A 22698-nucleotide genomic window follows, 5' to 3' on the forward strand; every position below is an offset into this window, starting at 1 on the left:
GTCTCTCCTATTTCTGATAGACCGGGTTCCAGACGAGCATCCGCCTCTCCAGCGTCCGGGCGATGACATCGGCAAGCTTGCCGAGCACGGCATAGATGACGAGGGCGAGCACGACGACGTCAGTCATCATGAATTCGCGGGCTTCGTTGGCCATGTGACCGATGCCTGAGGATGCGGCGATCGATTCCGATACGATCAGCGTCAGCCACATGATGCCGAGCGCATATCTCAAGCCGACGAAGATCGACGGCAGCGCGCCCGGAAAGATCACCTTGCGGAACAGCGTCCAGTTGCCCATGCCATAGACCTTGCCCATCTCGATCAGATCGCGATCGACATTGCGCACTCCGTGATAGGTATTGAGATAAACGGGGAAGAGCACGCCGAGCGAGGTCAGAAACAGCTTCGATTCCTCGCCGATCCCGAACCACAGAATGATGAGCGGGATCATCGCCAGATGCGGAATGGTGCGCAGCATCTGCAACGTCGTATCGGTCAGTTGCTCGGAAATGCGCGATACGCCGTTGGCGATGCCGAGCAGGAAGCCGATCGAGCCGCCGACGAGAAGGCCGGCAAAGGCGCGGCCGGCACTCACCAACACGTCGTTCGGCAACTGGCCGGAAACCGTCGTCGACCAGAAGGCGAGGCCGACATCGGCCGGCGACGGCATGATGCGCGACGAGATCCAGCCGACAGAGGAGGCAAGCTGCCAGAACGCCACGATCGCCACCGGCACCAAATAAGGCGTCAGCTTCTCCAGCCCGGGCAGCGGCAGGCGTAAACCCGCCTTCCCGACCTTTTCGGAAGCGACAGGCCTTACGAACGGAGTATCGAAAGTCGACATGCATTGTCCTCGCGCTTATCGAAAGCAGGATGTCGCAAGCCGTAAGCGGCTTGCGACGATGTCACGCTCTGTTCGAGCTCAGGAACCGGAGACGACCTTCAGATTGCCGCCATGGCTGCCGCCGGCGAAGACCTGCTTACGGCCGAACTCATTGTTGAAGCCCAGGCGCTGCTGTTCGCGGGTGATGCCGAGTTCGGGGAAAAGCAGCTCGGCGACGCGATAGGCTTCTTCGAGATGCGGATAGCCGGAACCGATTACCGTATCGATGCCGATCTCCTGATATTCGCGAAGGCGCGCAGCCACCGTCTTCGGTGACCCGACAAGCGCCGTGCCCGCGCCGGCGCGCACCAGGCCGACACCGGCCCAGAGATTCGGCGAGACTTCGAGCTTGTCGCGGCGCCCGCCATGAAGGGCAGCCATGCGCTTCTGGCCGACCGAGTCGGACTCGTGGACGAAACGCTCCTGCGCCTCGCGGATCGTATCGTCGTCGAGATGGCGGATCAGCCGTTCGGCCGCCTCCCATGCCTCCTCATCGGTTTCGCGGACGATGAAATGCAGGCGGATGCCGAAGCTCACCTCGCGGCCGCGCTCGCCGGCAGCCTTGCGCACCTTGGCGACCTTTTCGGCCACCTGTGCCGGCGGCTCGCCCCAGGTCAGGTACTTGTCGACGCGGCCGACGGAGAAATCGATACCCGCATCCGACGACCCGCCGAAATAGAGCGGTGGGCGCGGGTTCTGCACCGAGGGGAAGCCGAGGCGCGCATTGGTCGCCTTGATGTATTTGCCGTCGAAGCTTGCCGTTCCCTTTTCCAGCAGCTCCTCGAAGACGGTGAAGAACTCCTCGGCATGGGCGTAGCGCTCGTCATGCTCGAGATGGATGCCGTCGCCGGCAAGCTCCGCCGGGCTGCCGCCGACAACGATGTTGAGCAGCAAGCGGCCGTTGGAGATGCGGTCGAGCGTCGTCGCAAGACGCGCGTAATAAGCAGGCGACGCCGTGCCGGGGCGGATCGCCACCAGGAACTGCAGCTTCTCGGTCTTGGCGGCGAGGGCTGCCGCCGTCACGAAGGATTCCTCGCAGGCAACCCCGGTCGGCAGCAGCACGCCGGAATAGCCGAGCCGGTCGACGGCCTGAGCGATCTGCGTGAGATAGCCGATCTCGGGCGCTCGGTTGAGCTCGGAGGAGCCGAGATAGGTGCCGTCGCCCGAGGTCGGGATGAACCAGAGGAAATTGATGGGATTTGAGGTGGCGGTCATGGAAGACGGTCCTTTGCTGCGAATTCGAAAATCAACTCACGCGGTCGAGATGGCCCCTGGCCAGCGACGACACACGTAAACCGTCTGCCTGCGCGGCGCCGCCGCCGCGCGGATGCTTGGGAGGATCGCGGTGGCGGCGGAGGTCGTGAGAAGGCCGGGTGGCTGTCTGTGCGTGAGCATCTGAAATATTCCTGTCGATCGGATGGATACCTTCCCGGCATCCACCCACGGATCGTGAGAATAGTGACATAGACCACTAATTAGATCGACAATATCAATTTGCTATTGTAGTCCATTTTGGAGAATATTTTTCCGGATCGGCGACATGGAGGCCCTCTCCATGTCGCCGCGCGAAAAACTTGGCCCCGGCCGAAAAATCAGCTCGCCTTAGGACGCCAGACGATATCGCCTGTCGTAAGCTTCTTCGGCAGGATGCCGAGCCCGTAGAACTCGTCGGCGAGCGACTGCTGATAAGCGGCTGCGGCATCGCTGATGGTCGCGACGCTGCCAAGATCGGCGCCCTTGCGCGTTAATGTCACGCGCGTTACCTCAGCCGGCACACCGGTGATTTCGGAAAGCTCCTTCACCGTCGCTTCGAGATTGCCTTGTGCCGACTTGCCGACCTTTGCAAGCTCATCGATCACGTCGACGATTACCTGCCCGTTCGCTTCGGTGAAATCACGGTTGGCGAGGAAGAAACTGTAGGAGTCGACAATGCCTTCGGCGGTCGTCAGGATACGCGTCTCCGGATCGGCTTCGGCAATCGCCAGATAAGGATCCCAGATCGACCAGGCGTCAATACTGCCGTTCTTGAAGGCGGCGGCGGCATCCGGCGGCGAAAGGTCGACCTGCTCGACATCTTCAGGCTTCAGGCCCGCCTTACGCAGAACCTTGACAGTGACGTTGTGGGCGCTGGAGCCGCGTTTGAAGGCGACCTTCTTACCCTTGAGGTCTTCAAGCGTCTTGATCGGCGAATCCTTGCGCACGACGATGGCCGAGGCTGCCGGGCTGCCCTTGTAGAGACCGACATAATAGAGCCGCCCGCCGGCCGCCTGGGCAAACAGCGGCGGCACATCGCCGGTCGCGCCGAAATCGAGGGCGCCGGCGCCCAGTGCTTCAAGAAGCGGCGGGCCGGAGGTGAATTCCGACCAGCTGACGGTAATGCCGCGATCGGCAAGCCGCTTCTCAAGTGCGCTGCGACGCTTGGCGAGCGCCAGCACGCCGTTCTTCTGCCAGCCGATACGGAACTCGCTGGCGGCAGCACGCGCCGGCCTGACGGCTGGCAGGATTGCCGTGGCCGCGGCGGCTGCGAAAAGCCCGAGCGTTTGTCGACGTGAAATCATGACTTTCCCCTTTTTGATGGTGCCGAGCCTGTTTTCGGCTGGCCGACCTGTCAGCGATGAGTGCATGATGATGAAATCTATAATTTATATCGACAATTTTATTTGCGATATTCGGCCTTTGTTGAAATTTTGCGGCCCGGAAATCGCCTTTAAGCGGATTTTTTTCGCGCATCCGTTATGCCGTTACTATTCCGCCTCCGCCCCAACCTTCGGCGGCCAGACGCTCCCGGATGAAGGTGGGGCCGCCGGCAAGACGCTTGGCAAGCAGGTTTGCGGGATCGACCATGCGCCAATAGGGCGAGACCGTCGAAACCGGTTCGCCCTTTTCCAGCGCACTGAAAGACAGCTCCCCTTTGCGCCGCGGCTTGATCGTCGGAATTTCGCTCATGTCACCGTCCGGAAACATTGTGCCCTCTCTCCGATCGAGGGTTTCCGAACGGTGGCCAGCCTCATATGCAGCAATCGGAAGGAAGTGTCGGCACGGGCTTTTCTGCTCCCGCCGTTTCAGTTAATCCTCGGGCCTGCACTTGAGGTAAAGGATAGGACATATGGCTAAAGTCGCATTCATCGGTCTCGGCGTCATGGGTTTTCCCATGGCCGGTCATCTGAAGACGAAGGGCGGCCACGATGTTACCGTCTACAACAGGACCGCCGAAAAAGCCGCCGCCTGGGCCGAGAAATTCTCCGGCAAATCCGCCCCTACTCCGGCCGAGGCCGCCGCCGGGGCCGACTTCGTCTTCGTCTGCGTCGGCAATGACGAAGATCTCCGATCGGTGACATCGGGCAAGGACGGCGCCCTGCACGGCATGAAGCCGGGTTCGGTGTTGATCGACAACACCACCGCCAGCGCCGAGGTCGCCCGCGAGCTTTATGCCGCGGCAAAGGAAAAAGGCGTCGACTTCATCGATGCTCCCGTCTCCGGCGGCCAGGCCGGCGCCGAAAACGGCATCCTCACAGTCATGTGCGGCGGTGACGAGGCCGTCTTCGAACGCGCCAGGCCGGTCATCGACGCCTATGCCCGCATGGTCGGTCTGATGGGGCCTGCAGGCTCGGGCCAATTGACCAAGATGGTCAACCAGATCTGCATCGCCGGCCTCGTCCAGGGGCTTGCCGAAGCGCTGCATTTCGGCAAGCGCGCCGGTCTCGATATCGAAAAGGTCGTCGAGGTGATCTCCAAGGGGGCGGCCGGCTCCTGGCAGATGGAAAACCGTCACAAGACCATGAACGCCGGCAAATATGATTTCGGCTTCGCGGTCGATTGGATGCGCAAGGATCTCGGCATCGTGCTCACCGAAGCTCGCCGCAACGGCGCCAAGCTGCCGGTCACCGCCGTCGTCGACCAGTTCTACGGCGACGTCCAGGCGATGGGCGGCAATCGCTGGGATACATCCTCCTTGCTCGCCCGCCTCGAAAAATGATCACGCCCGCCTCCGACGCAGCCGAACTGATCGCGCATCTCGAAACGCTGCGTTCGGAGGAAAATATCGCCGGCATGGCGCGCTTCGGCATCGTCACCGATCGCGCCTTCGGTATCTCCAATCCCGATATCAAGGCGGTCGCCAGACTGGCGAAGAAGGATCACGTCAGGGCAATGCAACTCTGGCGAAGTGATATCCGCGAAGCCCGCCTGCTTGCCCTCTACACGGCCGAGACGAAGCGGTTGACGACGGAAGAAGCCCGAAATTGGGCCGATGATTTCAGCTCCTGGGAGATCGTCGATTGCGCCGCCGATCTCTTCGTTGAAGCCCGGCTGGATGAACTCATCTCAGACTTCGCCGCCGACGAGCGTGAATTTATCAGGCGCACCGCCTTCGCCATGATGGCCGGTGCCGCGGTTCACTTGAAGAAGGAACCTGATGCGACCATCCTCGCTTGGTTGCCGCTGATCGAGGCCCATGCCGGCGACCCGCGAAACTTCGTGCGCAAGGCGGTCAACTGGGCGCTGCGCAGCATCGGCAAGCGCAATCTCGCCTGCCATGCGCCGGCACTGGCGCTCGCAAAGGCCCTGGCGGAAAGCCCCGACAAAACCGCCCGCTGGATCGGCAAAGATGCCGCCAGGGAACTGACCAGCGAAAAGCTATTGGCACGGTTGAGATAAGGAGAATACCGGCTCGAATAGAGATGCCTGGTGCTGCGTGTCAATGATGTCTGGATTTTTCGACCAGGAAATCGATCAGCACCCGAACCGCCGGCGGCATGCCCTTGGCGGTCGTGAAGACGATATAGAACTGGCTCTCCTCTGATTGCCACTCCGGCAGCACCCGCACCAGATTCCCGGCCTGGAGGTCCGCCTCGCAGGCACTTTCGAGCAGAAGCCCGAAGCCGAGACCGGCACGGGCCGCGTCGAGGATGGCGGTCATGCTGCGGCAGGTGAGCCGCGGCTGATGCCGAATCACCTGTTTGGCATCATTCGGGCCGATCAATTCCCAGGTGTGGAACGACACCCATGACGTCATTGCCAGCGTCGGCAGGTCGGCGAGCTCGTCCACGCAATTCAGGTCGCCGGTACGCTCGACGAGCGAGGGACTGGCGACCAGGATACGCCTGATACGGTCGAGCTTGCGCATCGTCAGGCTCGTCTGCGTCTCCGGCTCGTTGGTCGCCCTCACCTCAAGATCGATGCGTTCGTTGATCAGATCGGCACGCCGGTCGGAGCCGATGATCTGCAGCTTGATCTTCGGATAACGCTCCAGGAATTCAGGCAGGATTCCGCCGACCGAAATGTCGACGAGACCGAGCGGACAAGCCATCCGAACCACGCCTTGCGGGTCGGACTGAGCTTCGCTGACGATTGACTTGGCGCGATCGGCCTCCTGCAGGATGGTCTGGCATCTTTCGTAGAAAGCTTGACCGATCTCCGTCACCCGGAAGTGACGAGTCGAGCGTTCTATCAGCCTTGCGCCAAGCCCGTCTTCCAGCCGGCTGACACGCCTGCTCAGCTTCGAACGCGGTATCTTGAGATCGCGACTTGCAGAAGCAAAACCGCCGCTGGAGACGACAGCGGCGAAATAATAGTAATCGTTGAGATCGTCCATAAGAACAAGCTATCCGAGCAAAGGAATGAATGCCAGCCCCCCCGCAGGGCTTGTATCCCCTCTCCCCAAAAGCTGTAATCACATTGTCGGCATTGGATTTTCTTTTCGCGACCTGTTGCGGCAAACGGCGAACAGGAGAATCGGCCAACAGCTGCCGTCCGCACGATGATGCTGTCGATCGATCCAGCGCGCTTGAAAATTGAAAAAGGAAGTTCAGCGAGAAACGGTGTTGCCAAAAAGCCGACGTGCACGCAAACGTGCCGCTTCTACCCACCTGAAAAGGCTATCCTGAAAGATGCCTTGAAGACTGCGTGCTAAAAACGCTGCAAGGACGGCCCGGCAGGGAAGACCGGACCCGTCCCCGTAGCTGATCGGAGGTCACTCGGATCAGAAACTGATTTGAAGTGCCCCCGGCCCGAAAACCGGGGGCATCCACTAAGTGGATTAGAACGAACGCTGCAGGCGGAAGTAGCCCGAAGTGGAGTCGTCGCCTTCATCCGGATCGAGGTACTGAACCGAAGCCTTGGCGTAGAAGTTGTCGACGATCTGGTAATCAACCGTCAGACCGACCTTCCAGGCATCGTTGTCGCTGAAGTCGTCGCCAGCAGTATAGACGTCACCGTAGTACTGAACACCAGGGGTGATCTTGAGCTTGTCGGTTGCCTTGATTGCGTATTCGGCAGCGACAGCCCATTCGGCTGCGGAGTAGTAGGAGTTCGGGCCGGAAGAGTATACGGCAGCGAGGCCAAGCGTACCCGGACCGATGTCAACCGTACCCATTGCACGGACGGCGCCTTCTTCGTTGTCGAAGTCATAGCCACCGGTGATCTGGTAGCTGAACGCGCCGGCAGTGCCGCCGAGGCCGAACGCGACGCCGACGTTGTTCGGGCCTTCATCCGACTTGAAGAAGCCGTCTTCCAGCTCGTCGACGCTGATACCAGCGTAGAAAGTGCCGCTTTCGTACTGATAGCGGAGGGAGTTATGCAGCGTTACGATGGAGCCGATGTCGTCGGTTTCACCCGAGAGACCATCGTCCCACCAGCTGTAGAACAGACCAGCGCGGAAGCCCGCGACGTCGAGATAAGCGGAGTCGAGGATGGCATCCTGGTCGGTGGCATTGTCAGCATTGAACTGCATGACGATGACGCCGGTCAGCGGACCGTACTCGGTGTCGCTCTTGGCCGTGAACTGAACCTGACCGCGGGTCTTGGCATCCCAATCCGAATCGTTGCTGGCCGAGCCATTGAGGGGCTGATCACCAACGTCGACCTGGAAACGGATGTAGCCTTCGATCTTGAGGCAGGTTTCGGTGCCCGGGATGTAGAAATAGCCGGTGCCGTAAGCGTCGCAGACGCGAACATATTCAACCGGTTCCGGCTCAGCAGCAACGATAGCGTCAGCTGCAAGAACCGGCGTCGATGCAGCAAATGCTGCTGCTGATGCAAGCAAAACCATTCTGATGTTCATTTACCAATCCATTCCTTTGTCGATCGGGGCTGGCTTCCAATCGGGTAGTCGATTTGAAGCCGGCCCAGTTTGAACAGCCATCTCGGCGTGCGGATCGATCGAACCGCCAAACCGTCATCCCATACACCGCCTTATCAAGCAATTCTCGATACACGTGAGATGGGGCTACCGACGCTACTTTCCCCGTAGGCGTGATTTTTATACAACAATTTCAACTATTTATACGAAAAAACACAACAAACGGCTCCGCGACGGAAATCTTCCATCGCAAGCCGCAAAACCCTATGCCCCATTTGTCAAATTCTCCACCGCTCGACCCCCGTCGAACATAATGGTGAAGTACATAAAAACTCTACCGCCGGCTAATCAACACATACAAGGCAGCAGTTTAGAACATGGTGTCCTGAATTCGATACCAATGAGACGAAATGATGACAGACCACTCACCGGTTCTGCTCAACATAGCCTCGTATTTGTTACCAGGCTATTTATTTTTGAGAATTTGGCGCGATTCAAGCGTTTTTTCGCTATTTCTAGGGCTTTTCTGCAGTCGCAACCACATTCTGCCTGCCGCTACACTCGCTAGATCGGCGCTCAAATGTGGTCGGATTGCATCTGCCGGCACAATCCTCGCGCGATTGCGCCATGCGGCCTCGCGCGATTGCACCATGCGGCCGCAGGCCGCATGGTGGTCTCAGTCCTCGTTGGATTTGGCATTCTCCAGAATCATGTAGTCGAGCGGCAGCTGCGTCGAATACTTGATCTGCTCCATTGCAAAGGCTGAGGAGACGTCGCGAATCTCGATCTTGGCGATCATCCGCTTATAAAAAGCGTCATAGGCGGCAATATCGGGGACGACGACTCGCAGGAGGTAGTCGACATCCCCGCTCATCCGGTAGAATTCAACCACCTCGGGGAATTCAGCAACGACCTCGGAAAAGCGTCGCAGCCATTCGATCGAATGTGTGGCCGTGCGAATCGACACGAAGACGGTGACTTTGGTGTTGACCTTCTCCGGATCAAGGATGGCGACTCGCCGCTTGATGACGCCGTCTTCCTCCATCTTCTGGATGCGCCGCCAGCAGGGCGTCGTCGAAAGCCCGACTTTCTTTGCGAGATCGGCGACTGCAAGGGTCGAATCTTCTTGCAGCAGACGCAGTATTTTGCGGTCGAGGCGGTCCATGCGCACAACAGTCCTTTCGAATTATTTTTCTTTGTATAACGCGATTCCGCGCAACGAAAAGAATTTTGTTTCAGGAAAGCAGTATTTTCGTCCGCACTCGCAAGACCGGGAGCAGTTCGTTCTCAAACCAGGGATTACGCTTCAGCCAGCCGCTGTTGCGCCAGCTCGGATGCGGCAGCGGCAGCACCGCCGGTGACCGGCCGGACAGAAGGGCGTCGCGCCATGCGCGGACCGTCTCGGTCATATTGTCCTGCCTTTGGTCAGCCATATGCCAAGCCTGCGCATACTGGCCGATGACCAGCACCAATTCGATCTGCGGCATCGCCGAAATCACCCTTTGCCGCCAGAACGGCGCGCATTCGCGGCGCGGCGGCAAATCCGCGCCGTTCTCGTCGTAGCCGGGAAAGCAGAAGCCCATCGGCACGATGGCGAATCGGTCGCGGTCGTAGAAGCTTGCCCTGTCAACGCCGAGCCAGGACCGCAGCCGGTCACCCGAGGCATCATCAAACGGCAGGCCGCTCTCATGCACACGGAGCCCCGGTGCTTGCCCGGCGATCAGGATGCGTGCCCTTGAGGAGATCACGACCACCGGCCGCGGCTCGTGCGGCAGCCGATATTCAGGACCTTTCGCTGGCCTGTCACGACAGATGCGGCAGGAGGCGATCTGGCCCCGTAGCGTCTCCAGCGTGGCTTCGTCGGTCATGGCACTTACTCCCACCCGGCGATCTGCCGGATGAACCTGAGGACGCCGTCGAAAGCGGAATTCCGGCGCGCGTGATCGCGCACATCACGCGGTCGCTCGAAAGCTCCGGCCCAGAGGCCCGCCTTCGCGGCCCTCGCCTCGGCCTCCTCCTTGCCATACCCGCCATAGGAGATGGCCATGCCCCGGCGCACCATGGCGGCGTTGATGTCGACGCCCGCCTCGCTCCGGCAGATGACAAGCAGCCTGTCATAGCGGTCGCGCCGGCTGCCCTGGCAAAGCGTTCCCGATGCCAGGAAGCCCTGCAACGCCTCGCGCGCCGCCCGCCCGCAGGCCCAGGCCTTGCCTGCCCGTTCGCAGCTCTGGTTGAGCTCCGGTGCATCGATGCCTTCGAGCCGCAACCGTTCGCCTCCCAATGTCAGACTGTCGCCGTCGGCAGCATGAAAAGCACCCGCACGTTCAATTCTTGCTGCATCGTTGAGCTTGGCGGCAATCAGCGCCAAGAGCGCCAGCAGAGCAAAAGCGGTGACGCCGTCGCGAATCAGGCGCAGGCTCCGTGTCACGCTTTCGCCTCCTTAAAAAACAAATCCTTGGCAAAGATGGCAAACATCTTCTTAAGAATTGCCGGTTAAGCTCTTATCCACCCTGGGATGAAGTTTCAACGTGCACATGAGTACCGGCGTCAGCACATCGACCGACAAGATTATCGTCGACAGGTCGCGCAGCCACCGCAACAAGGCCGTTTCCAAGGCCGTGCGGCAGACGCGCGAACGTCTTCAGTCCGGACATGCGTCCAATTCCTCCTTCGACCGTGACGTGCTCAACATGTATGTGGCGTCGATGCTGCAGGGCGCGACGATCATGCCGCTCTTCGTCGTCATCATCACCGCGCTTGGCGTCTATTTCACTCAAAACACGCAATTGCTCTTCTGGGCGCTGCTGACGCTCACCTGTCACACCGGCAATATCCTGCTTGCGCGGCGCGCGCGCCGGCAGGAAATCACCCCCGAGAGCGCCCGGAAGTGGCGCCGCTTGCTGCTCGCCGGCCAATTCCTGCTCGGCTGCTGCTGGGCCATCTTCGCGCTGCAGGGCTGCGACACCTGCGAGCCGTCGAGCTTCATTCTTTATAAGGGTGCGACGCTGCTGATCGCGCTCTCCGTCACGGCGATGTCGAACTTCATGCTGACGCCCGCCGTGCTCGCCGCCTTCTCGCCGGCGGTCCTGGCGCTCGCCGCCAAGAGCGGCGTGTCGCGCGACCTCCTCGAAATCAGCCTGACGGGACTTTTCACCACCACCCTCGTCTTCTTCAACTATATCAGCGACCGGCTCTTCAAGTCGAACCTCAGGATCCTCTCCTACCAGTCGGAGAAGGACGACCTGATCGCCGAGCTCGAAGTGGCGAAATCGATGTCGGATGAGGCGCGCCGCCGCGCCGAAGAGGCAAACCTCGCCAAGTCCCGTTTCCTTGCCTCCATGTCGCACGAGCTCAGGACCCCGCTCAACGCCATCCTCGGCTTCTCCGAGGTGATGACGGCAGAAGTCATGGGACCGCTCGCCAATCCGACCTACAAGGAATATGCTGGCGATATCCACCGTTCCGGCCAGCATCTGCTCGATCTCATCAACGAGATCCTCGATCTCTCCCGCATCGAGGCCGGCAAATACGAACTGAGCGAGGAGGCGATCTCTCTTCTCGATATCACCGAAGATTGCATCGGCATGGTCCAGCTGCGCGCCCGCGCCAAGAACATCGCCATTTCGGATCAATTCGAGCGGCAACTGCCGGCCATCTGGGCAGACGAGAAGTCGATGCGCCAGGTGGTGCTGAACCTTCTCTCCAATGCCGTCAAGTTCACGCCGCAGGGCGGCGAGATCCACGTCAAGGTCGGCTGGACGGCCGGCGGCGGACAGTACATCTCGATCAAGGACAACGGCCCCGGCATTCCGGAAGAAGAGATACCCGTCGTGCTGTCGGCCTTCGGCCAGGGCTCGATCGCCATCAAGAGCGCCGAACAGGGCACCGGCCTCGGCCTGCCGATCGTCCAGGCGATTCTTGCCAAGCATGACGGGCAGTTCCTGCTGAAATCGAAGCTGCGCGAAGGCACCGAGGTCATCGCCATCCTGCCCGCCAAACGCGTGCTGCAGAGCCTGCCGGCCGTCGAAGAAGCTCAGGCCGTCGCGCGCAAGCGCAAGAGTTTTGCCTAAATCAGCCGAAAAACAGGTGCTTGCCGAGCACGAAGCCGAGATAGAGGCAGCAGGCGGCGATCATGCAGGTCACCGCGAAGGAGCCGAGATCTTTGGCATGTTTGCCGACGATCGAAATCTCCGGCGAAATCCGGTCGATCACCTCTTCGACGGCGGTATTCATCGCCTCCATCGAAAACAGCCCAAGAAACAGAAGCACCGCGACGACGATCTCGCCGACACTTGCGCCAACGAGCGCCAGCGCGGCGATGGAAACGACGAAGAATCCGAGTTCCTGACGGAAGGCCGCCTCTTTCAGCACCCGCAGGAAGCCCGCCCAGGAATAGCTGGCCGCGGCGAGGAAATGCCGAAATCCGGTCTCTTTCGTCACCGCAGGCTTGGTCAAGACGCCCTCTCCTCTTGCCGTTGCGTCACAGACCCGGGAAGTCTTGCCGTCTCCCCTCGATGAGCGAATACGCAAATAGCGAATCCCCCTCGGCGGCGCAAGCGAACGCAGGCGGATCGGCAGTGCCGACCGCGGGATCGGCAGTGCCGACCGCGGCCTCAATGTTTGTTGGTCACACCCGCCTGGGCGAAGGTCGCCATGCCGGAATGGCAGGCCGCCGCCGCCTTGACGATGCCGGCGGCCAGCGCCGCACCGGTGCCTTCGCCGAGCCGCATTCCGAGCGCCAGAAGCGGCGTCTTGCCGAGCATTTCGATGGCGCGCAAATGTCCGGGCTCGCCGGAGACATGGCCGATCAGGCAATGATCGAGCGCGGACGGATTGGCGGCTTTCAGGATCGCCGCCGCAGCGGTTGCGACATAACCGTCGATCAGCACCGGAATGCGCTCCATGCGGGCGGCAAGAATGGCGCCCGCCATCGCCGCGATCTCGCGGCCGCCGAGCCGGCGCATGATCTCCAGCGGATCGTCGAGATGATCGCTGTGCAGCGCCACCGCCTTTTCCACCGCCGCGATCTTGCGCTCCAGCATCTCGCCTTCCGAACCGGTGCCGGGCCCCACCCAGTCGCGTGCCGAACCGCCGTAGAGCGCATAGTTGATCGCCGCGGCGATCGTCGTGTTGCCGATGCCCATCTCGCCGATGCAGAGCAGATCGGTGCCGCCGGCGATCGCCTCCATGCCGAAGGCCATGGTGGCGGCGCAATCGCGCTCGGAAAGTGCGGCCTCTTCGGTGATGTCGCCGGTGGGATAATCGAGCGCCAGATCGAAGACCTTTAGCCCGAGATCATAGGCGACGCAGATCTGGTTGATCGCAGCGCCCCCGGCGGCGAAGTTCTCGACCATCTGCTGTGTCACCGCCGGCGGAAAGGGCGTGATGCCCTGCCTGGTGACACCGTGATTGCCGGCAAAGATTGCCACCAGCGGCCGGTTGACGGCAGGTGTGCGGCCCGTCCAGGCGGCAAGCCAGAAGGCGATTTCCTCGAGCCGCCCGAGCGCGCCTGGCGGCTTGGTCAGCTGCGCGTCGCGTTCGCGCGCGGCCACCAGCGCCCGGGCATCCGGCCCCGGCAGGTCACGAAGCAGAGTACGGAAATCGTCGAACGGCAGGCCTGAAACGCTCATCTGTGCGGTTTTCCTATGAATCCGGTATTCTTGTCTTTTCCACGCAAATCAGCTTCCTTGCGGGTGGCAACTCTCTTAAAGCGGGCGGACGAGGCGAACAACTCCAAAAGCGCCGCCGCGACCATAAGCCGAGACCACAAGCCGAAACCTCTGGCAGAACGAAGCAGAATGAAGATCAAGGACCATGCGGTCGACACCGCCCGCGCCGTCGCCTTTCTCAGCCGGATTCCGATGCCGCAATCGCTGTTCAAAGGCTATGACGGCAGGCTCGGCCGGCTGGTGCGCGCATTTCCCTTTGCCGGCATCGTCATCGGCGTCGTTCCCGCGCTCGCCCTCCTGCTGCTTTTGGGGCTCGGCGCCGATCCGCTGATGGCCGCCCTGATCGCGCTTTCCGTCCAGGTCCTTATCACCGGCGCACTGCACGAGGACGGCCTGGCAGACACGGCCGATGGCATCGGTGGCGGCAAGAGCCGCGAGCAGAGCCTCGTCATCATGAAGGACAGCCGGATCGGCACCTATGGCGCGATAGCGCTGATCCTCTCTTTCGCGATCCGTGCAGCCGCGCTTGCCGCCATCGCCCGCCATTCCTCGCCGCTCGCTGCGGCCCTTGCCGTCCCGGCCGTCGCGGCGCTGAGCCGCGGCGCCATCGCCTGGCACTGGCAGCGGCTGCCGCCGGCCAAGGCCGATGGCGTGGCCGCCTCCACCGGCCAGCCGGACGAGGCGGCGATGCAGTTTGCGCTCGCCTCAGCTGGCCTCACCGCAGCGCTTCTGATCTGGCCCGCCTTCGGCCTGCGCCCACTCGTTTCAAGCCTGCTCGCCACCGGCATCGCCGGGCTAGCCTTCACTGCCTTCATCCGCCGCAAGCTTGCCGGCCACACCGGCGACACGCTGGGCGCGACGCAGCAGATTTGTGAAATCGCCACCCTTTGCGCCCTTGCCACGGCTCTTTGAAACTCCGATATATCGCTCATGCAAACACCCTGCATTCACGTCTGCTCCCTGGTTTCAGCCACCGGATTTTGCGCCGGATGCGGCCGGACTCTTCAGGAAATCGGCAGCTGGATGAGTTACTCCGACACCGAGCGAAGGCGGATCATGGCGCTGCTGCCGGCAAGGCTTGCAGGCGTTGCCGCCGCGTCAAACCACATGAAAACAACTCTCGCCGGGCCGGAGCGGTCTTTATGATCCGTCTCATCGTCTTCCTCGTCGTCATCGGCATCGGCCTTGCCGTGCTGATCGTCAACAATGACAGCGGCCGCATCCTCGGCCTGCAGAGCGATGATTTCGGCCGTGTCGTCTATCTCCTGCCGATCGCGCTGATGCTGTCGGCCGGCATCTGGGCGAGCCGGCGCAGCGTTGGCGAAACAATGCGCCAGATGATAATCTGGCTGGTCCTCATCCTGGCGCTCGCCACTGTCTATCTCTATCGCCAGGAAGCGCTCGGCGTCGGCAACCGGCTGCTCGCCGGCCTCGTTCCCGGCCACGCCGTCGTCGTCACGACAAGCGAGGGCGGCCAGGAGATCATCCTGCACAAGCTGCTGAACGGCCATTTCGAAGCCGATGTCGCGGTCAATGGCCAGACGATCGAGATGCTCGTCGATACCGGCGCCAGCATGGTGGCGCTGTCGCACGAAGATGCCGAGCGGATCGGCATCGACCTCTCCCGCCTCACCTATTCCATGACCGTCATGACCGCCAACGGCCGCGGCCGCGCGGCACCCGTCACACTCGACCAGGTGGCGATCGGCCCGATCGTCCGCAACAATGTCGCAGCCAGCGTCTCCGAAGACGGCCGGCTCGACCAGAGCCTGCTCGGCATGAGCTTCCTGGAAACCCTGGGCTCGCTGCAGATGCAGACTGACGAACTCCGCATGCGCGACTAATTGCGGCCCGCCGCTTTACGGCGGAGACCGGATCTGCCAGCTTGAGCGCAAGAACAACAAGACCACAAAGAGCAAAAAGAAACTCCTAGTCTGGTGGCACCGCATGTTCGACCGGCCTTTGCCCGCGGCGAGGTCTTGACCCATGGGTGCGACAGGAGTTTCGCGATGAGTTCACTCTGGCCGATCGTCATCGGCGGCATTCTGCCCGCCCTGTTCTGGGGCATCACCGCCATCTTTCAGAAGCAGAGCGCTGTAGCCGCCACCGGTTCTGCCGTCTATCTGATCGCCTTCGGCGCCGCCTGCGCGCTCGCCGGCCTGATCGCCGCACTCATCTGGCGCCCTGCCCCCTGGACCGCCGAAGGTCTCGGTTTTGCCGCCACATCAGGCGCCTGCTTTGCCGTCGGCACCGGCCTCATCAGCTTTGCGCTTTTCATTTATGGTGTCCCGGTCTCAAAACTCGCCCCGATCTGGAGCTGCAACGTCCTGGTGACGCTGGCAATCGGCGCCGTCTTTCTCGGCGAAGCCTCCGAGCTCGACACAATGAAGCTCGTCGCCGGCACCCTCCTCATCATCTCGGGCGCCCTGCTCGTCAGCAGCGCCTGACGGGAAACTGGCGCAATACGCAGCAGCACAAGATGAGCAGTTCGCCGCCAAATGCTCCTGCATTGCAGCGCGTTCTGCTTTGTTGATATCCTGCGTCACAGCGCCTCTGCGCGCCGTACCGGAGCCCGACATGAACCCACGACAATTGCAGACATTCCTTGCGGTGATCCGGCACGAAAATCTCACGCGCGCCGCTGCCGAGGTCAATCTCGCTCAGTCGAGCCTCAGCGACCAGATACAGGCGCTGGAAGAGGAACTGGGCGCAGAACTCTTCCTCCGCTCCCGACAGGGCGTCGTCCCGACAGCCGCAGGCGCGGTCCTCAAGGCCTATGCCGAAGAGATACTGGCGCTAAACGACGAGGCGAAGGCAGCCATCAGTGCTGCAGCCGGCAATGCCGAACATTCCGTCACCTTGGGTACGCTCGAGACCATCGCCGCCGAGCGGCTGGCGCCCTGGTTGTCACTCTTTCGTAAGAAGAACCCAGAAGTCGGCCTCAAGATCAAGATCGGTAACAGCAACGAATTGCTGACGCAATTGCAGCACGGCTCGATCGATGTCGCCTTCACCTTCGATCGCGGACAGCAGGATGAACGCTTCTTGACGCGCCGAATCTGCAGCGAACCGCTGGTGCTGATTGCCGGCGGCGATTCGCAAGCCCGGCCACCCGCAAGCCTCGCGGCACTGAGCACCGTAACCTTCGTCGCCACCGAAACCGGCTGCGTCTACCGTCACCTGTTCGACACTGCCTTTGCCGAAGCGCAGATTGCAGCACCATCAATCGTCACGGAAGCCGACAGCATCGCGACGATCATCCGACTCGTTGCATCCGGCACCGGTTATGGCCTCGTCCCGCGCCTTGCGGTCGGCCCTGCCGCAACGCGGGGCGACGTCGTCGAACTGCCATGGCCGGGCAAACCACCCGCAGCCTCGCTGGTGATGATGTGGCGGCGCAGGCGCGTGCAGCCGCCGGCGCTTACCCTCCTGCTGCAATCGGCAAGCCAAGAACTCTCGCCGCTCAGACCAGCCGATGCCCGCCTTCGACATGCAGGATAGTGCCTGTCGTGAAGCCGTTGCCGATCAGGAAGCGGATCGCATCGGCAATATCATCGGGCCGTCCAACGCGTCCGGCCGGCAGGCGCTGCGCCATCGCATCAAGCGTCGCCTGCTTGGCGTCGCCGGCGACGAAGCTCCAGATCGGCGTATCCACCCATCCGGGCGACACCGCGTTGATCCGGATCGGCGCCAGCTCGATCGCCAGCGCTCTGACCAGGCCTTCCAGCGCCGCATTGACGGCTGCGACCACCGATCCACGCGCCGCCGGCCGGTAGGCCGCGACACCTGACGTATAGGTAATCGATCCTGAGGGCGGCAGACGGACGGCACCATATTTCGCCAGCAGCAGCGGCCCGTAGAACTTGCTTTCGACCACCCGTTGTGCCGCCGTTAGCTCGATCGAAGGCAGCAACTGATAGGAGCCTTCGATATCGGCCGCCGTGCTGACGATGTGATCGACCGGCCCGCTATTGCGGAAGAGCGCCGCGACCTCTTCCTCGCGCGATATATCGACGGCAACCGTCGCCAATCCAGGATGCTCGCCGAGATCGCGGCGAGCCGCCGTAAGCTTATCGTCGCTGCGTCCTGCGATCGTCACCGCCGCCCCTTCCCCGAGCAAACGCCTCGCCAGCGCCAGTCCCATTCCGGAACTGCCGCCAACAATAATGATCTTCGCGCCTTCGATCCTGATATCCGTCATCTGCCATCTCCTTCTCGGCTGATACAGCAGATGCTTCCGATCAGAGCGGAAGAAAAACGGAAGAAACCGATGGTGTCTTCGGGTTTTCCGATGGCGCGTGTTCGGGCGATTGATCAGTTCCGCAGCCGGTAACCGGTCTTGAAGATTCCAGCCGAGCGTTCCCAGGCAGATCACCAGGAACACCGTGATCATCGCCAGGCTGATCGCCGGGTTGACGTCGGCGATCCCGTAAAAACTCCAGGAAGCCACGGACGAGATAGAGCACCGGGTTGAGGTGGCTGACCGCCTGCCAGAAGGGCGGCAGCATACTGACCGAATAGAAGCTGCCACCAAGGAAGGTCAGCGGCGGCGGCGAAGCCTCCGAGCTTGACATAATGAAGCTCGCAGCCGGCACCCTCCTGATCATCTCCGGCGCTCTTCTCGTCAGCAGCGCCTGACGGGAAACGGGGCAATGCGCTCAGTACGAGATGAGGACTTCACCGATCCTCGGGCGTCGCCTTACAACCAGCAGAGTCGTGACACCAGAGTCAGCCTCACCGGACAAAATATCGACAGTAGCACGCCGACCGAAGAACTCGATCCGTGATCGCAAATTCTGGAAGGAACAAGGATTGGGCGAGCAATAGATGCTCAATTCACCATGCGTCTCTGAGCCCGGAAACACTGTAATTGCAAGATCAATGCCGAGATCGTCATGCTTGGCGAGACTGCATGCGTCGTCCGGAAGGCATGACACCTCGGCAGAGAAAGGCTCCTTCCCCTCCATCACCACGGCATAGGTAACCTTGATGGGATGGGCGGTCTCCTGCGACAGGCTTTGCTGCGGGATTAGACAATAGATCGAAGCGATTGCGACACATCCAAGCACATTGCTGCTGACCATCATCAGATTGCCCCATGACCGATGACGTCTTGCTGAGCAATCCTTCATGTTGAAATTGCGGCATTTCTGCCGGATCAGTTGCGCAGTCGGTAGCCGGTCTTGAAGATCCAGCCGAGCGTCCCCAGGCAGATCGCCAGGAACCCAGTAATCATCGCCAGGCTGATCGCCGGATTGACGTCGGCGATTCCGTAAAAACTCCAGCGGAAGCCACTGACGAGATAGAGCACGGGGTTGAGGTGGCTGACCGCCTGCCAGAAGGGCGGCAGCATGCTGACGGAATAGAAGCTGCCGCCAAGAAAGGTCAGCGGCGGCACGACCAGCATGGGAATGAGGTTCAACTGTTCGAAATTGCCGGCCCAGATGCCGATCATGAAGCCGAACAGGCTGAAGGTGATCGCCGTCAGCAGGAAGAACAGGATCATCATGAAGGGATGCTCGATCCTGACGTCGACGAAGAGATTGGCTGTGAGGAGAATGATGAAGCCGATGAGCATCCCCTTGGTCGCCGCCGCCCCGACATAACCGAGCAGGATTTCGGTCATCGCCACCGGCGCCGAAAGCACCTCGTAGATCGTGCCGGTGAATTTGGGGAAATAGATGCCGAACGAGCCGTTGCTGATGCACTGGCCGAGCAGCGTCAGCATGATCAGGCCGGGCGTGATGAAAGCGCCGTAGGACACGCCCTCCACCTCCTGAATGCGTGAGCCGACTGCGGCGCCGAAGACGATGAAATAGAGCGAGGTCGAGATGACGGGCGAGATGACGCTCTGCAGCAGCGTGCGGCGCGTGCGCGCCATCTCGAAGAAATAGATCGATTTGACCGCTTCGACGTTCATTTGCCCGCTCCCACCAGCGCCACGAAGATATCTTCGAGCGAACTCTGCCGCGTCGACAGATCCTTGAAATGGATATTGTTCTCGCCGAGCCGCGTCAGCAGTGCCGCGATGCTCTCCTGCTCGTTGCCGGCGTCGAAATCATAGGTCAGCCGATTGCCGTCTGCTTCGAGCGTCAATCCGTTGCCGGCAAAACAATCCGGCAAGCGGCCCAGCGGTTCAGTAAGATCGAGAATGAGCTGCTTGCGGCCGAGCTTGGCCATCAGCGCCGCCTTGTCCTCGACAAGCAGCAATTGCCCGCCATTGATGACGCCGACGCGGTCGGCGATTTCCTCGGCCTCTTCGATATAATGGGTGGTCAGGATGATGGTGACGCCGGAGGCGCGAAGCTCTTCGACGACATGCCACATGTCTTTGCGCAGCGTCACGTCGACGCCGGCTGTGGGTTCGTCGAGGAAAAGGATATCCGGCTCATGCGACAGCGCCTTGGCGATCAGCACCCGCCGCTTCATCCCGCCGGAGAGCTGGCGCAGCATATTGTCCTTCTTGTCCCAGAGCGAGAGCGCGCGCAGCACCTTCTCGATATGGGCAGGATTGGCTTTCTTGCCGTGCAGGCCGCGCGAAAAACTCACGGTATTGAACACCGTCTCGAACTGGTCGGTGGTCAGTTCCTGCGGCACCAGCCCTATCATTCGCCGCGTAGCGCGGAAATCCTTCACGACGTCGTGGCCCGCGACCAACACCCGGCCGCCGCTCGGATTGGCGATGCCGCAGATGATCGAGATCAGCGTCGTCTTGCCCGCACCGTTCGGCCCAAGCAGCGCCAGGATCTCACCTTTTTCGACGTCGAGATTGATGCCCTTCAGCGCCTCGAACCCGTTGGCGTAGGTCTTGGTGAGGTTCTGAACGGAAATAATGGGGGCCATGCGGTACTCTTGAGAATTATCCAAGTATTTCACTCGCTATATAGTGCCTTGATGACGCTTTAACATCCTTAGGAACGTGAACAGTGCATTCGCGCCTTGCTAACACCGTTGACGGCGAGGGCGGCGCGCTGACGCGGAAGGGCCCGCTAACGCGGGCGGGTTAGCCGGCATTCGATCTTTGCGAAAAGCCGCCCCCCGCTGAAAAGAAAGACCGCCGCCGGTTTCGGATGTCATCATCCGGTGATCTTAATGCCCGATAAGAAAGCCGAGGCCAGCACCGGCATCCGCCCCGCCGCCCACCCCTTTGCGGAGCCGTCTCCGGGTGTTCTCGTTGCGCCCCTTTTTTTGCTGCCTCGGCATGTAGTGAAAGTTATTGTTCAGTCACGAAGTGCTTGGAACCGGCTAGTATCCCCTGTCCAGCCGCGTTCGTCTTTAGCCGGCCTTGCGCCGGCTTTCTTTTTGTGTCCTGGGGTTGAGGCACGGATTGGACACCTGCAATGGAGTGGCCGCCCTCGCCCTTCGAGGCCCCTGCGGGGCACCTCAGGATGAGGCTGGAGAGAGGGCATCGGATGGTCAAGCGCCCCCTCACAATTCGTCATAAACAAACCAGTCGAAATCAGCTGTCTTCGCCCGACCCGATGTATCGAAAGCAAACACGCCCGCAAAAGCGCCGGTGAAGGAGCCGTGTTCACCGCGTCCGCCTTCGTCGGAAATCACGCCGGCGTCGAGGATCGGGCCGATCGGCTGCCAGGCGCCCTTGCCTTCGGTCTGCCAGAAGAATTGTAGGTCGTTCTCGCGGATTTCCATGGCGAGCTGGACACGGCCCTCGCTGGCAATCGGAACCCCGCCTTCGGCGGGAAAGCTGAGGCGTCCGTTGGGATAGTCGCCATTGCAGGAGAGGATGGTGACGCAGCGGCCGAGTGTTTCGTGCAGCGTCACGGCAACAGCGTGGAATTTGTGGCGGTTGTAATAATGTGTCAACCCGGCAACCTGCTGATAGGTGTCGGGCGCGAATTCGACCACGGTCTCGGCGCGGAAACTGTGATGCTCCTGTCGGCGGGCAACCAGCGACTGCTCGAACCAGGAGCCGATGCTCTCACGCGCAATCAGACGCAAATGGCCGGGACGATCCGTCAGGTTGAAGATGCGCGCAGGCTCCGGCGTGCGCAGCCACTGGAAATCCGCCGGCAGTGTGCCGCCGTCGAAGTTGTATTCGCTGCGCATCGGCTTTTCCACCGGCACCGCGCCAAAAAGGCCCGGCACGTCGACATCAGGTACGCTGGTGCCATTTTCGAGATAAAGCCAGCCGTCGCCGCGCCAGACGCATTTCTGCAAGGAGGTCTCGCGTCCCAGCGTGCAGCGCCGTTTCGGCGGCAGCGGCCGGCCACAAAGATGGGTGTGATAGGCCTGGCCATCTGGTGTCTCGACATATTGGCCGTGCCCTGCCCTCTGCAGTATCGCGCCCGGATGATCCTTGGAGGTGATGAGGTGCATGTTCGGATGCATCTCATAGGGGCCTTCGATGCTGCGAGAGCGCGCCATGGTGACGGCGTGGTCGTAGCCGGTGCCGCCCTCGGCGGTGGTCAGATAATACCAGCCGTCGCGCTTGAAGAGATGCGGCCCTTCGACCAGGCCGAGCGGACTGCCGGCGAAGATGTTCTTGATCGGGCCTTTCAGCGCCTTCGTTGCCGGGTCCCATTCCTGCAGCAGGATGCCGTCGAAGGCCGGCGATTTCGGCGAGCCGCCGAAGCTCTCGGTGCGGTGGTTCCACTGCATGTTGACGAACCACTTGCGGCCGTCGTCGTCGTGGAACAGCGAAGGATCGAAGCCCGAGGAATTGACATAGACGGGCTCGGACCATTCGCCCTCGATCGAAGGTGAAGTCACGATGTAATTATGCGCATCCTTGAAATTGCCGTCGAAGCGCTTGACGTCGGTATAGACCAGCCAGAATTGCCCGTCGGCATAGGACAGGCACGGCGCCCAGATGCCGCAGCTATCGGGATTGCCGCGCATATCGAGCTGCGATCTCCGCTCCAGCGGCCGGCGCACCAGCGTCCAGTCCACCAGGTCGCGCGAATGATGGATCTGCACGCCGGGATACCATTCGAAGGTCGACGTGGCGATGTAATAATCCGCGCCGACGCGGCATATCGACGGATCGGGATTGAACCCCGGCAGGATGGGATTGCGGATCATGGAAGCGGCCTCCTCCGAGTGGTGGT

The 22698-nt window shown here is 61.2% G+C and carries 23 protein-coding genes and 2 pseudogenes; 8 read left to right on the plus strand and 17 right to left on the minus strand.

The window, feature by feature from the left end; all coding sequences use genetic code 11:
* Positions 1-7: 7 nt before the first annotated feature.
* The 4 genes and pseudogenes from PO860_RS10635 to PO860_RS10650 form a co-directional block, all read right to left on the minus strand.
* The gene (locus PO860_RS10635; protein WP_183607066.1) at positions 8-844 is read right to left on the minus strand and encodes an ABC transporter permease subunit; all 837 of its coding nucleotides are present in this window, start codon (positions 842-844) and stop codon (positions 8-10) included.
* Between the two features lie 78 nt (positions 845-922).
* A complete protein-coding gene (ssuD, locus tag PO860_RS10640) occupies positions 923-2098 on the minus strand; it encodes an FMNH2-dependent alkanesulfonate monooxygenase (RefSeq protein WP_171377659.1) in 1176 nt (391 codons plus the stop codon).
* Positions 2099-2475: 377 nt separating this feature from the next.
* Entirely contained in the window at positions 2476-3441 is a 966-nt protein-coding gene (locus tag PO860_RS10645) for an aliphatic sulfonate ABC transporter substrate-binding protein (RefSeq protein WP_183607065.1), read from the minus strand.
* 175 nt (positions 3442-3616) lie between these two features.
* Positions 3617-3802: pseudogene (locus PO860_RS10650) on the minus strand (hypothetical protein); the annotation flags it as partial.
* 187 nt (positions 3803-3989) lie between these two features.
* Between PO860_RS10650 and PO860_RS10655 the strand changes: the two are divergent.
* Together PO860_RS10655 and PO860_RS10660 are read left to right on the plus strand one after the other, a co-directional pair.
* The gene (locus tag PO860_RS10655; protein ID WP_183607063.1) at positions 3990-4859 is read left to right on the plus strand and encodes an NAD(P)-dependent oxidoreductase; all 870 of its coding nucleotides are present in this window, start codon (positions 3990-3992) and stop codon (positions 4857-4859) included.
* On the plus strand, positions 4856-5539 hold the full coding sequence (locus tag PO860_RS10660; protein WP_183607062.1) for a DNA alkylation repair protein: 684 nt from the start codon (positions 4856-4858) through the stop codon (positions 5537-5539). Before PO860_RS10655 ends, PO860_RS10660 begins: the two co-directional genes overlap by 4 nt.
* A gap of 40 nt (positions 5540-5579) precedes the next feature.
* Here PO860_RS10660 and PO860_RS10665 read toward each other — a convergent pair whose 3' ends face one another.
* The 5 genes from PO860_RS10665 to PO860_RS10685 form a co-directional block, all read right to left on the minus strand.
* Positions 5580-6476 carry a LysR substrate-binding domain-containing protein gene (locus PO860_RS10665; protein WP_183607061.1) on the minus strand — a complete coding sequence of 299 codons (897 nt, stop codon included), beginning with the start codon at positions 6474-6476 and terminating at the stop codon, positions 5580-5582.
* A 444-nt stretch (positions 6477-6920) separates the two neighbouring features.
* A complete protein-coding gene (locus PO860_RS10670; protein WP_183607060.1) occupies positions 6921-7943 on the minus strand; it encodes a porin in 1023 nt (340 codons plus the stop codon).
* A gap of 694 nt (positions 7944-8637) precedes the next feature.
* On the minus strand, positions 8638-9126 hold the full coding sequence (locus tag PO860_RS10675; RefSeq protein WP_004678404.1) for an Lrp/AsnC family transcriptional regulator: 489 nt from the start codon (positions 9124-9126) through the stop codon (positions 8638-8640).
* A 70-nt stretch (positions 9127-9196) separates the two neighbouring features.
* The gene (locus PO860_RS10680; RefSeq protein WP_183607059.1) at positions 9197-9829 is read right to left on the minus strand and encodes a uracil-DNA glycosylase family protein; all 633 of its coding nucleotides are present in this window, start codon (positions 9827-9829) and stop codon (positions 9197-9199) included.
* Between the two features lie 5 nt (positions 9830-9834).
* Complete coding sequence (locus PO860_RS10685; RefSeq protein ID WP_183607058.1) at positions 9835-10389, minus strand: thermonuclease family protein; 555 nt, start codon at positions 10387-10389, stop codon at positions 9835-9837.
* 106 nt (positions 10390-10495) lie between these two features.
* On the opposite strand from PO860_RS10685, the gene PO860_RS10690 reads away from it, so the two are divergent.
* On the plus strand, positions 10496-12031 hold the full coding sequence (locus PO860_RS10690) for a sensor histidine kinase (protein ID WP_183607685.1): 1536 nt from the start codon (positions 10496-10498) through the stop codon (positions 12029-12031).
* 1 nt (position 12032) lies between these two features.
* On the opposite strand, the gene PO860_RS10695 is transcribed toward PO860_RS10690, so the two are convergent.
* Both PO860_RS10695 and cobT read right to left on the minus strand, forming a co-directional pair.
* On the minus strand, positions 12033-12416 hold the full coding sequence (locus PO860_RS10695) for a diacylglycerol kinase (RefSeq protein ID WP_272782408.1): 384 nt from the start codon (positions 12414-12416) through the stop codon (positions 12033-12035).
* Positions 12417-12574: 158 nt separating this feature from the next.
* The gene (gene cobT, locus PO860_RS10700) at positions 12575-13591 is read right to left on the minus strand and encodes a nicotinate-nucleotide--dimethylbenzimidazole phosphoribosyltransferase (protein WP_047610212.1); all 1017 of its coding nucleotides are present in this window, start codon (positions 13589-13591) and stop codon (positions 12575-12577) included.
* Positions 13592-13759: 168 nt separating this feature from the next.
* On the opposite strand from cobT, the gene PO860_RS10705 reads away from it, so the two are divergent.
* The 5 genes from PO860_RS10705 (at position 13760) to PO860_RS10725 (ending at position 17131) form a co-directional block, all read left to right on the plus strand.
* Positions 13760-14542 carry an adenosylcobinamide-GDP ribazoletransferase gene (locus PO860_RS10705; protein ID WP_275038301.1) on the plus strand — a complete coding sequence of 261 codons (783 nt, stop codon included), beginning with the start codon at positions 13760-13762 and terminating at the stop codon, positions 14540-14542.
* A gap of 18 nt (positions 14543-14560) precedes the next feature.
* A complete protein-coding gene (locus PO860_RS10710) occupies positions 14561-14776 on the plus strand; it encodes a DUF1289 domain-containing protein (protein WP_183607055.1) in 216 nt (71 codons plus the stop codon).
* Complete coding sequence (locus tag PO860_RS10715; protein WP_275038302.1) at positions 14773-15474, plus strand: TIGR02281 family clan AA aspartic protease; 702 nt, start codon at positions 14773-14775, stop codon at positions 15472-15474. The genes PO860_RS10710 and PO860_RS10715 overlap by 4 nt, the downstream gene beginning before the upstream one ends.
* A 165-nt stretch (positions 15475-15639) precedes the next feature.
* The gene (locus PO860_RS10720) at positions 15640-16077 is read left to right on the plus strand and encodes an EamA family transporter (protein ID WP_272782406.1); all 438 of its coding nucleotides are present in this window, start codon (positions 15640-15642) and stop codon (positions 16075-16077) included.
* A gap of 130 nt (positions 16078-16207) precedes the next feature.
* Entirely contained in the window at positions 16208-17131 is a 924-nt protein-coding gene (locus PO860_RS10725; RefSeq protein WP_275038303.1) for a LysR family transcriptional regulator, read from the plus strand.
* On the opposite strand, the gene PO860_RS10730 is transcribed toward PO860_RS10725, so the two are convergent.
* The 6 genes and pseudogenes from PO860_RS10730 to PO860_RS10755 form a co-directional block, all read right to left on the minus strand.
* Positions 17094-17831 carry an SDR family oxidoreductase gene (locus PO860_RS10730; protein WP_272782404.1) on the minus strand — a complete coding sequence of 246 codons (738 nt, stop codon included), beginning with the start codon at positions 17829-17831 and terminating at the stop codon, positions 17094-17096. The genes PO860_RS10725 and PO860_RS10730 overlap by 38 nt on opposite strands.
* A gap of 113 nt (positions 17832-17944) precedes the next feature.
* Positions 17945-18180 (minus strand): annotated as a pseudogene (locus tag PO860_RS10735) (ABC transporter permease); the annotation flags it as partial.
* A gap of 108 nt (positions 18181-18288) precedes the next feature.
* Positions 18289-18717 (minus strand): hypothetical protein, encoded by a 429-nt coding sequence (locus tag PO860_RS10740; RefSeq protein WP_246718263.1) that lies wholly within the window; start codon positions 18715-18717, stop codon positions 18289-18291.
* A gap of 71 nt (positions 18718-18788) precedes the next feature.
* Positions 18789-19550 (minus strand): ABC transporter permease, encoded by a 762-nt coding sequence (locus tag PO860_RS10745; RefSeq protein ID WP_275038304.1) that lies wholly within the window; start codon positions 19548-19550, stop codon positions 18789-18791.
* Positions 19547-20473: an ABC transporter ATP-binding protein gene (locus PO860_RS10750; protein WP_275038305.1), complete on the minus strand. Its 927-nt coding sequence runs from the start codon at positions 20471-20473 to the stop codon at positions 19547-19549. The genes PO860_RS10745 and PO860_RS10750 overlap by 4 nt, the downstream gene beginning before the upstream one ends.
* Positions 20474-21058: 585 nt before the next feature.
* Positions 21059-22672, minus strand: a complete 1614-nt coding sequence (locus tag PO860_RS10755; RefSeq protein WP_272782401.1) for a glycoside hydrolase family 43 protein — start codon at positions 22670-22672, stop codon at positions 21059-21061.
* Positions 22673-22698: the final 26 nt, after the last annotated feature.

The sequence above is a fragment of the Rhizobium binxianense genome, assembly GCF_028994275.1.
GTDB classification, from domain to species: Bacteria; Pseudomonadota; Alphaproteobacteria; order Rhizobiales; family Rhizobiaceae; genus Rhizobium; species Rhizobium binxianense.